The organism is Corallococcus sp. AB030, from assembly GCF_003668965.1.
Classification (GTDB): domain Bacteria; phylum Myxococcota; class Myxococcia; order Myxococcales; family Myxococcaceae; genus Corallococcus; species Corallococcus exiguus.
In genome coordinates this window covers 20,030-30,220 of record NZ_RAWQ01000130.1, presented here as the reverse complement: position 1 = coordinate 30,220, position 10,191 = coordinate 20,030, and the positions used below count along the sequence as shown (strand labels likewise).

8 protein-coding genes are annotated in these 10,191 nt (G+C 69.1%); 5 read left to right on the top strand and 3 right to left on the bottom strand.

Annotation, left to right across the window (positions count from 1 at the left end; translation table 11 throughout):
• Positions 1-754 (top strand): pseudouridine synthase (locus D7Y15_RS27260; protein WP_139917894.1); only part of this gene is annotated, 754 nt, incomplete at its 5' end.
• Between the two features lie 45 nt (positions 755-799).
• Positions 800-2,203: a Si-specific NAD(P)(+) transhydrogenase gene (gene sthA / locus D7Y15_RS27255; RefSeq protein WP_121754399.1), complete on the top strand. Its 1,404-nt coding sequence runs from the start codon at positions 800-802 to the stop codon at positions 2,201-2,203.
• Between the two features lie 20 nt (positions 2,204-2,223).
• Here the strand turns inward: sthA and D7Y15_RS27250 are convergent, their stop codons facing one another.
• On the bottom strand, positions 2,224-2,562 hold the full coding sequence (locus tag D7Y15_RS27250; protein WP_121754398.1) for a hypothetical protein: 339 nt from the start codon (positions 2,560-2,562) through the stop codon (positions 2,224-2,226).
• 9 nt (positions 2,563-2,571) lie between these two features.
• Positions 2,572-2,934 (bottom strand): nuclear transport factor 2 family protein, encoded by a 363-nt coding sequence (locus D7Y15_RS27245; protein WP_121754397.1) that lies wholly within the window; start codon positions 2,932-2,934, stop codon positions 2,572-2,574.
• Between the two features lie 157 nt (positions 2,935-3,091).
• Between D7Y15_RS27245 and fusA the strand changes: the two genes are divergently transcribed.
• The 3 genes from fusA (at position 3,092) to D7Y15_RS27230 (ending at position 8,275) form a co-directional block, all read left to right on the top strand.
• Entirely contained in the window at positions 3,092-5,209 is a 2,118-nt protein-coding gene (gene fusA, locus D7Y15_RS27240; protein WP_120563441.1) for an elongation factor G, read from the top strand.
• Between the two features lie 104 nt (positions 5,210-5,313).
• Positions 5,314-7,251: an ABC-F family ATP-binding cassette domain-containing protein gene (locus D7Y15_RS27235; RefSeq protein WP_120580643.1), complete on the top strand. Its 1,938-nt coding sequence runs from the start codon at positions 5,314-5,316 to the stop codon at positions 7,249-7,251.
• Between the two features lie 202 nt (positions 7,252-7,453).
• The gene (locus D7Y15_RS27230) at positions 7,454-8,275 is read left to right on the top strand and encodes a flagellar motor protein MotB (RefSeq protein WP_233597427.1); all 822 of its coding nucleotides are present in this window, start codon (positions 7,454-7,456) and stop codon (positions 8,273-8,275) included.
• A 9-nt stretch (positions 8,276-8,284) separates the two neighbouring features.
• Here the strand turns inward: D7Y15_RS27230 and D7Y15_RS27225 are convergent, their stop codons facing one another.
• Complete coding sequence (locus D7Y15_RS27225; protein WP_120599073.1) at positions 8,285-10,180, bottom strand: OPT family oligopeptide transporter; 1,896 nt, start codon at positions 10,178-10,180, stop codon at positions 8,285-8,287.
• Between the last annotated feature and the right edge of the window lie 11 nt (positions 10,181-10,191).

Below are 10,191 nucleotides of genomic sequence, written 5' to 3'. Positions count from 1 at the left end.
CCCCAACCGCTGGGAGGGCAAGGAGAAGCCGGACTGGCTCTCCCGCGCGCTCGCCCGCGCGGGCGCCATGCCCCAGGACGAGGCCGACGCCGCCATCAAGGCGGGCCGTGTCACCGTCAACGGCCGCGTGGCGACCACGCCGCTGACGCCCGTGCCGCCCGACGCCGTCATCAAGGTGGACGGGCACCCGGTGCGCAAGGGAGCGCCCACGCACGTGCTGGCCTTCCACAAGCCCGCGGGGGTGCTGACCTCCACCGCGCGTCAGCACCGCACGGGCACGGTGTTCGAGCTGCTCCTGCCCCAACTGCCCCTGGAGCTGAACCGCTTCACCTGGCACGCCGTGGGCCGGCTGGACGTGGACACCACGGGCCTGCTGCTCTTCACCAACGACGACAAGCTGGTGGCCCACGCCACGTCCCCGGAGACGAACCTGCCCAAGCGCTACGTGGCCACGGTGTTCAGCACCGCGGACGACGCGAAGGTGGAGCCGCTGCGCCAGGGGATGATGCTGGATGACGGCCCCGCTCGCCCCGCCGTGGTGCGCGTGCGCGACGAGCACACGGTGGAGGTGATTCTCACCGAAGGCCGCCACCACCAGGTGAAGCGCATGCTGGGCGCCGTGGGGCTGCCTGCCCGCGCGCTTCACCGGGAGGCCGTGGGCGACATCACCCTGGACGATATCCCCGAGGGCGGCTTCCGCCTCCTCACTGACGAGGAGGTCCGCGAGAAGCTGAATTACTCTGGCCGGGACTGACTTCCCGGTGCCCTGGCCCCCCGGGGTGGGGTTAGGGTGCGGCCCATGGCGGACTTCGACCTGGTGGTCATCGGATCAGGCCCCGCGGGTGAATGGGGCGCGGTGCAGGCCTCGCTCGCGGGGAAGCGGGTGGCGGTGGTGGAGCGGGAGCCGGTGCTCGGCGGCACTGCGGCCAACACCGGCACCCTTCCCTCCAAGACGCTGCGCGAGACGGCGCTGCACCTGTCCGGCTTCAAGGCGCGGGGCCTCTACAGCGTGGACGCGACGCTGCGCCACGAGGCCACCGTCTCCGACTTCCTCTTCCGCGAGCGCCGCGTGAAGCAGATGGAGCGCGAGCGCATCCACAAGAACCTCCAGCGCCACGGCGTGACGCTGTTCCAGGGCGCCGGCTCCTTCGCGGACGCGCACACCGTCGCGGTGAAGCGCGACGGCGCGGAGGTCGCCCGGCTCACCGCCGGCACCGTCCTCATCGCCACCGGCTCCAGCCCGTACCGCCCGCCGCTGTACCCCTTCGGCGACCCGCGCGTGCACGACTCGGATGAAATCCTCGACATCACCACCCTGCCCCGCACGCTGGTGGTGGTGGGCGGCGGCGTCATCGGCTGCGAGTACGCGTGCATGTTCGCCGCGCTGGGCATCCCGGTGACGCTGGTGGAGGTGAAGAACGAGCTCCTGTCCTTCCTGGACGCCGAAGTGGGGCAGGTGCTGCGCGACTGCATGGAGACGCTGGGCGTGCGGCTGCGCCTGGGCCAGACGGTGGAGTCCGCGCACGTCCCGGAGTCCCACGAGGAGCCCATCCGCCTGAAGCTGTCCACCGGCGAGGTGCTGGAGGCGGATCAGGTACTGGTCGCCTCCGGCCGCACCTCGAACACCGCGGGCCTGGGCATCGAGGCGCTGGGCGTGAAGCAGGGCAAGCGCGGCCAGATTGAAGTGGGGCTCGCGTACCAGACGGCCGTGCCGCACATCTACGCGGTGGGGGACGTCATCGGCTTCCCCGCGCTGGCCTCCACGTCCATGGAGCAGGCGCGCATCGCGGTGGAGCACGCGTTCGGCCCGGGCAAGCGCACGCTCACGCCCATCCTGCCCTACGGCATCTACACCATCCCGGAGGTGTCCATGGCCGGCGACACGGAGGAGTCCCTGCGCGCGCGCAGCGTCCCCTACGTGGTCGGCCGCGCCACCTTCGAAACCAACCCTCGCGGGCAGATCATCGGGGAGCGGCAGGGCCTCTTGAAGCTGCTCTTCCACCGCGACGACCTGAAGCTCCTGGGCGTGCACGTGCTGGGCGAGCAGGCCTCGGAGCTGGTGCACGTGGGGCTCACCGCGCTGCTCACCGGCTCCACCGCGCAGCTCTTCGTGGAGACCTGCTTCAACTACCCGACGCTGTCGGAGGCCTACAAGGCCGCCACCTACGACGCGTTGGACCAGGTGCGGGTGAGCAGCACCTGATCCGCCTCGGCGGCCCGCGCCTAGCGCGAGTCCTTGAGGCTTCCCACCGTGAAGCCCGCCTCGCGCTGGGCTACCCGGTTCACGCCGTCCGCGGACACCCGGGCCAGCGGGGGCGCGGCGGCGGGCGATGAGGCCTTCGAGGCAGAGGCCTTGGGGGCGGGCCCCTTGGACGCGCCGCTCTGCCCCTGGGCGCCCTGGAGCAGTTCCCGGATGCGCTCCCAGCGCACCTTCTCCTCCGCCACCAGCCGCACCAGCTCCTCGCGGGCGGAGGCGTCCGGCAGGTCCGAGGCGGCCGCCGCCACCTTGTCCATGAAGGGCAGCAGGTATCCGAAGTCCCGTTCGAAATTGGGGGTCGCCATGGGGGCACCTTAGCCGTGGTAGACGCGCGACGCGACGATGCGCCCGCCCTTCACGTCCAGCACCTCCGCCACCGGCAGGGGGGCCTCGTTGGGCGCGTGGCGCAGGTACTCCATGAACACCCGGTCCCCGTCCGCCGTGAGGGCCGTCTCCTCGTAGCGCAGGCCCGGCAGCCGGGCGATGGCGTCCCTCCACCACTGCTCCAGGGCCGGCCGGCCCACCAGGCGCCCGCCCGTCTCCGGATGCAGGACGCGAATCTTGGGCGAGGTGTGTGTTGCATCCTCCGCGTACAGCGCCACCAGGGCGGTGACGTCGTGGGCGTTGAAGGCCTTGAGCCAGGCCCTGGCCAGTGAGAAGTTTTCGCTCGCGCTCATTGTTATGAGACCTCAGTCGGAACGGGGACGGCGGAAAGTAGGCGGATGTACGCCCCGCGTCATGCGGATTTGTCTGGTAACTGGGTCCTGTGGGAAGTAAGGGCCCCGCCTGCTCTGTTCCCTCAGGCAATTTTTTCAATAGAAGAAGGACCGGATCGTGGCCTCCAACGTACCCATCGAGAAGATTCGTAACATCGGTATCTCTGCCCACATCGACTCGGGCAAGACGACGCTCTCCGAGCGCATCCTGTTCTACACGGGCAAGATCCACGAGATCCACGAGGTCCGCGGCAAGGACGGCGTGGGCGCGATCATGGACTCGATGGACCTGGAGCGTGAGAAGGGCATCACCATCCAGTCCGCCGCCACGTACGCGATGTGGGGCGAATACAACATCAACCTGATCGACACCCCGGGACACGTGGACTTCACCATCGAGGTGGAGCGCGCGCTCCGCGTCCTCGACGGTGCCATCCTGGTGCTCTGCTCCGTGTCGGGCGTGCAGTCGCAGTCCATCACGGTGGACCGCCAGATGAAGCGCTACAAGGTTCCGCGCATCGCGTTCATCAACAAGATGGACCGCTCGGGCGCGAACTACGACCGCGTCGCCGCGCAGCTGAAGGAGAAGCTGGGCCACCACGCGGTGAAGCTCCAGTACCCCATCGGCGCGGAGGACCGCTTCCAGGGCCTCATCGACCTGCTCTCCATGAAGGCGTTCTACTTCGATGGTGAGAACGGCGAGAACGTGCGCGAGGAGGCCATCCCCGCGGACATGCTCGACGAGGCGAAGCTGCGCCGCGACGAGATGATCGAGGGCATCGCCAACGTCGACGACGAGCTGGGCGAGGCGTTCCTCATGGACCCGGGCGCCATCAACGAGGAGCAGCTCCGCGCCGCCGTGCGCCGGGCCACCATCGCGCTGAAGATGACGCCGGTGATGTGCGGCTCCGCGTACAAGAACAAGGGCGTGCAGCTGCTCCTGAACGCGGTGTGCAGCTACCTGCCCAACCCCAAGGAAGCGACCAACGAGGCCCTCGACCAGAAGAACAACGAGGCCAAGGTCATCCTGGAGTCGGACGCGAACAAGCCCTTCGTCGGCCTGGCGTTCAAGCTGGAAGACGGCCGCTACGGCCAGCTCACCTACATGCGCATCTACCAGGGCAAGGTGAGCAAGGGTGACTTCATCTTCAACCAGGTGAACCAGAAGAAGGTCAAGGTTCCCCGCATCGTCCGCATGCACGCGTCGGAAATGCACGACGTGAGCGAGGCCACGGCCGGCGACATCGTCGCGCTGTTCGGCATCGAGTGCGCCTCCGGCGACACGTTCACCGACGGCACCGTGAACTACACGATGACGTCCATGTTCGTGCCGGACGCGGTGATCTCCCTGGCGGTGACGCCGAAGAACCGCGACAAGCTGACCAACTTCTCCAAGGCGCTCAACCGCTTCCACAAGGAAGACCCCACCTTCCGCGTGCACCGTGACGAAGAGTCCGCGCAGACCATCATCAGCGGCATGGGCGAGCTGCACCTGGAGATCTACATCGAGCGCATGAAGCGCGAGTACGACTGCGAAGTGGTCGCCGGCAAGCCCCAGGTGGCGTACCGCGAGACCATCTCCCAGAAGGGCGAGTTCGCGTACACGCACAAGAAGCAGACCGGTGGTTCCGGTCAGTTCGCGCGCGTGTGCGGCTACGTGGAGCCCCTGCCCTCGGACGCCGTGCAGCAGTACGAGTTCGTGGACGACATCGTCGGTGGCTCCATCCCGCGCGAGTTCATCCCCGCGTGCGACAAGGGCTTCACCGAGGCCGTGAAGAAGGGCAGCCTCATCGGCTTCCCCGTGGTGGGCCTGCGCGTGGTCATCAACGACGGCGCGTTCCACGCGGTGGACTCGTCCGAAATGGCGTTCAAGACGGCCGCCATCATGGGCTTCCGCGAGGGCTACGCCGCCGCCAAGCCGATCATCCTCGAGCCGATCATGAAGGTCGAAGTCACGGCTCCGGAAGACTTCCAGGGTTCCGTCGTCGGCCAGCTGAACCAGCGCCGCGGCACCATCCTGGAGACGGGCACCGCCGAGGGCTACGTCACGGCCGTGGCGGAAGTGCCGCTGAACACGATGTTCGGCTACTCCACCGACCTGCGCTCCGCGACCCAGGGCAAGGGCGAGTTCACGATGGAGTTCGCCCGGTACTCGCCGGTCCCCCGCAACGAGGCGGAGGCCCTGATGGCGCAGTACAAGGAGAAGCAGGCCGCGGAGCAGGCTGCCCGCAAGTAGTCCGGGTGCCCACGCCGCACTGGCTGTAGGAAGGGCGCTCCCCGCTTCAAGTGGGGGGCGCCCTTTCGCTTTCTACCGTCCCCCTTTTCGAAAGGTTCCTTTCCGTGACGCTGCTTCGCGCCGCCAACGTCCAGCTCGCCTTCGGCAGCCGCACCGTCTTCGAGGGCCTCACCTTCACCATCGAGGAGGGCGAGCGCGTGGGCCTCGTGGGCGTCAACGGCTCCGGCAAGTCGTCCCTGATGAAGATATTGGCCGGCGCGGCGAAGCCGGACCTGGGCGAGCTGCAGCTGCGCCGGGGCGCACGCGTCACCTACCTGCCCCAGGAGCCGGAGTTCCCCGAAGGCGCCACCGTGCAGAGCGAGCTGGCCGTGTCCCAGGCGCCGCTGAAGGAGGCGCTGGACGCGCACGCGGAGCTGTCCCGGAAGCTGGAGACGGACCCCGCGCACGCCACCCAGAAGATGCTGGAGCAGCTGTCCGCGCTGAGCGACCGGATTGAACAGGCGGGCGGCTGGGACACGGAGCACCACGCGAAGACGCTGCTGGACCGCCTGGGCGTGAAGGACTGGGACCGGCCCGTGGCGCAGCTGTCCGGAGGCCTGAAGAAGCGCGTGGCCATTGCCCGGGCGCTGCTCACGCGCCCGGACCTGCTGCTCTTGGACGAGCCCACCAACCACCTGGACGCGGACACCGTGGACTGGCTGGAGGACGAGCTGGACAAGCTGCCCGGGGCGCTGCTGCTCGTCACGCACGACCGCTACTTCCTGGACGACCTGGTGGACCGCATCGTCGAAATCCAGCCCGGCGGCGGCCTCATCTCCTACCCCGGCAACTACGCGGCCTACGTGGAGCAGAAGCTCGTGGCCCAGGAGAACGCGGAGACGGCGGAGCACAAGCGCGGACGCTGGATTGCCCAGGAGGTGGCGTGGCTGCGCAAGGGCCCGGAGGCGCGGCGCACCAAGAGCAAGGCCCGCATCGAACGGGCGCAGAAGCTGCTGGCGGAGAAGGGCTTCCAGCGCCCCAAGGTGGCGGACTTGAAGGTGGTGGCGGCGCCGCGGCTGGGCCACACCGTCATCGAGGCGGAAGGGCTGAAGAAGTCCTTCGGCGAGCGCAAGGTGCTGGACGGCGTGGACTTCCGCCTCCAGCGCGGCGAGCGCGTGGGCTTCCTGGGGCCCAACGGCGTGGGCAAGACGACCTTCCTGCGCGTGATGCTGGGGGAGATTCCCGCGGACAGCGGCAAGCTCGTCATCGGGAAGAACACCAAGGTCGCCTACTACGATCAGCAGCGCGCCCAGTTGGATCCGGAGCAGACGGTGTACGACGCGGCCTCCAACGGCGAGGACCACGTGGAGCTGGCGGACCGGAAGGTGGCCCTGCGCGACTACCTGGAGGACCTGCTCTTCCCGGTGCCCATGCAGCGCATGAAGGTGGGCGCGCTGTCCGGCGGCGAGCGCAACCGCCTGCTGCTGGCGCGGCTGTTCCTGGAAGGCGCCAACGTGCTGGTGCTGGACGAGCCCACCAACGACCTGGACATCGTCACCCTCAACATCCTGGAGCGCCTGCTCCTGGACTTCGCCGGCAGCACCCTGCTGGTGACGCACGACCGGTACTTCCTCGACAAGGTGGCCACCGCCATCCTCTCCTTCGACGGCGAGGGCAAGGTCACCCGCTACGAGGGCAACTACGACATGTACAAGCGGCTGCGCGAGCAGTCGCGGGCCGCCGCGCTCAAGGCCGCCGCGCTGAAGAAGGACGAGCCGAAGAAGGACGAACCCCGCGAGGAGCCCGCCCAGAAGCCCGCCCAGAAGAAGCTCGGGAAGCTCTCCTACAAGGATCAGCGCGAGCTGGACGGCATGGAGGCCACCATCGAGGCCGCGGAGAAGCGCAAGGCGGAGCTGGAGGCGAAGCTGGCCGACCCCGCCGTCTACAGCCAGGGCTCCAAGGTGGCGGAAGTGAATCAGGCCCTGGAAGCCACCACCGCCGAGGTGGATCGGCTCTATACGCGTTGGCAGGAATTGCAGGACCTGGCGGCTGGAACTGCCTGACGCGGCGATATTTGAGCGGGGCAAACATCAATTGATGGCACCCGTGCATGATTTTCGGGCGAGGGGACTCTGGCTAGAGTCCGCGTCCCTCCGCCTCGGGAGTCGTCACGTGTTCCGTCCGGCCTCGGTCCTCGCCGCTGCCCTTCTGTCCGTCCCCTTTTCCGCCCACGCCCTGGAAAGCGGTCCCAAGAGTCCGCTGCCCATGTTTGACCTGCAACGGTTGCGCCTGGACCCGGCGGCCCTGGGCTCGCTGGTGGTGGGGACGGGACGGACGCTGGAGGCAGGGCAACTGCGTGTGGCGTTGAACTACCACTACGAGCAGCTGCCCCTGCACTTCCAGACGCGCTGGGAGCCCGGCGAGGGCACGGGCCTGGTGGAGAACAAGATGACCGCCCACCTGACGGTGGGCTTCGGCGTGCTGTCGTGGCTGGAGGTGGGCGGTGAGCTGCCCCTCGTCCTGACGCAGGGGGGAAAGCCCACGTTGGAGTACTACGGGCCGAACTCCGGGGGCATCGCCACGCCGTGGCTGACGGCCCGGGCCGCGGTGCTCCGCCAGACGAAGGGCGCCCCCATCAACCTCTCGGTGGGGTTCACCGCGGGACTGCCGGTGGGCAGCCGCGCGGCGCAGGCGCACGAGGACTACGCGTGGCAGCCGCGTCTGCAGTTGGGCTACGTGGGCGAGGGCTTCCAGGTGGGCGGCGAGGCCGGCATCTTCCTGCGCAAGCGCCAGGACCTGGGTCCCGTGTCCTACGACCCGAAAGACATCGCTGGCAATGAGCTGCGATTGGGCGCCACGGTGACGTCGCTCCACGGCGAGCTGACGCGCGGCGAGGTGAGCGTGCTCACGGGCATCCCGCTGAACGGAGGCCGGGTGGGGGCGGAGCTGCTCATCGCCATCCGCCGCCATGCCCTGTCCAGCCTGGACCTGTATGTGATGGGCGGCCCGGGCGTGGGCGCGGGGTTCGACACGCCCACCTTCCGCTTCGTCGCGGGCGTGTCCTGGGCCACCAGCAAGGTGGACTGAGCAGGCCCCCTACTTCGGCATGAAGCCGAAGGCCTTCACCATCGCGATGGCGATGCCCAACAGGCTTTCGCCCGCGATGAAGCCGGAGCTGACGGGCAGCACCGCGTCCTCCGCGAGCTTCGGCTTCGTGCGCCGGAGGAACGCCGCCAGCGCCGCGCCCACGAAGAGGCTGATGGAGCTGGAGCCGGGGATGACGATGGCCAGCCCCAGGCCGGACGCGCTGGGGAGGAAGGCCTTCACCTTCGGGTGGGCCCAGCGCTCCAGCAGCACCAGCGTGATGCCCAGCAGCGCGCCGCACAGGGCGCCCACGCGCGCGGTGGGGTGCAGCGCGGACACGCCCGAGGCGAGCATCTTCGACACGCCAGCCCACACCATGGACGCGGGCGCGGGGAACTGCTCCGTGCCCAGCACGTCCGCGGTGGGCACCAGCAGCTTGAAGATGGGCACCACCACCATGGCGCCCGCGGCCACGCCGAACAGCTGCGCGAAGAACTGCTGACGCGGCGAAGCCCCCAACAGCCACCCGGACTTCAGGTCCGTGAGCAGGTCCGCCGAGTGCAGCCCCACGCCGCCCGTGGCGTTGGCGCTCATCACGTTGGCGGGGATGTTGCCCGGCGCCAGGCCGCCGAAGATGAGCTGGGTGACGGGGCCCAGGGCCTTGGTGGGCGTGGTGTCCGTCTCGCCCGTCACGCGCGACGCGATGACGCCCATCACCACCGCCAGGGGGAGCGCGAGCACGCCGGCCCACCAGGGAATCTGGAACAGGTAGGCCATGAGGAAGACGGCCACCGGGCCCAGGAGCCCGAAGCCCAGGGGGAACCACGCCGGGGGGCACTCGATGTCCGCCAGCGGATCCTCGCGAGCGCCCTCCTTGGGCTTCATCCCCACCAGCCCGCCCAGCGCGGAGAACGAGCGCACCACGCTCTTCCACTGGAACGCGAACGAGAGCAGGCCGGACGACACCAGCACCGCGGAGCCCGTCCACAGCGACCAGCTGTTGATGGCCTTGTACGTCACCTCCGGGATGACGCCCTGGGCGACCATGGCCGGCGCGAGGAAGCCGTAGTTGAGGATGGCGCCCAGCAACATGGACCAGCCGGTGCGGAAGTTCACCAGCGCGCCCGCGCCGATGAGCAGCAGGCTGAAGTCGAACGACAGGGACCACTTGCCCGCCTCGCGTCCGAGGATGCTGAACGGCAGGCTCACCTTCTCCGGCAGGTTCTTCAGCCAGGTGAAGCGCGCGTCGCGCACCAGCACCAGCAGCGCGCCCACCAGCCCCGCCAGGCCCAGCAGGCGCGACTTGCGGCGGGCCACCTCGCCGTGGCCGTGCAGCGCGCGGATGGTCTCCGCGGTGGCCGTGCCCGTGGGGAACGGGAGCGCTTCGATGTTGATGAGCTGGCGCTTGATGGGGATGGCGGCGAAGACGCCCAGCGCGGAGATGACGGCGAACCACACCATCAGCCAGCCGGACGACGGCAGCGTGCCGGTGAGCATCAGCAGCGCGGGCACCGCCGCCATGTTGCCGCCGCCCGTCATGTAGCCCGCGGCGGACGCCACGGAGCCCATGGCGTTGTTCTCCAGGTCGGTGAACTCGTTGCGCAGCAGCTTCAGCGAGCGCAGCGTGCCGAACACCGCGAAGGCCAGGATGCACGCGGTGATGGTGACGCCCAGGCTCCAGCCCGTCTTGAGGATGACGTAGAGGTTGGACAGACACATCACCGCGCCAATGAGCATCCCGGCGATGACGGCGCGCACGGTGAGCTGCCGCGCGCCGCCCTGGTAGACGTGCTCCCGCCAGTACAGCTCCGGATCCATGGCCGCGGAGGCGCCGGGCCGTTCGGGGACGGCGCCGGGGTCGGGCGCGGGGACGCGGAGCTGGCTGGGGTTCGGGACGGGAGGAACCATGGGGGGCGCAA

What these genes read in the sequence shown, in the direction of transcription:
- sthA (WP_121754399.1), top strand. Translation starts at nt 800, where the DNA reads ATGGCGGACTTCGACCTGGTGGTCATCGGATCAGGCCCCGCGGGTGAA.
- D7Y15_RS27250 (WP_121754398.1), bottom strand. Translation starts at nt 2,562, where the DNA reads ATGGCGACCCCCAATTTCGAACGGGACTTCGGATACCTGCTGCCCTTC.
- D7Y15_RS27245 (WP_121754397.1), bottom strand. Translation starts at nt 2,934, where the DNA reads ATGAGCGCGAGCGAAAACTTCTCACTGGCCAGGGCCTGGCTCAAGGCC.
- D7Y15_RS27230 (WP_233597427.1), top strand. Translation starts at nt 7,454, where the DNA reads ATGTTTGACCTGCAACGGTTGCGCCTGGACCCGGCGGCCCTGGGCTCG.
- D7Y15_RS27225 (WP_120599073.1), bottom strand. Translation starts at nt 10,180, where the DNA reads ATGGTTCCTCCCGTCCCGAACCCCAGCCAGCTCCGCGTCCCCGCGCCC.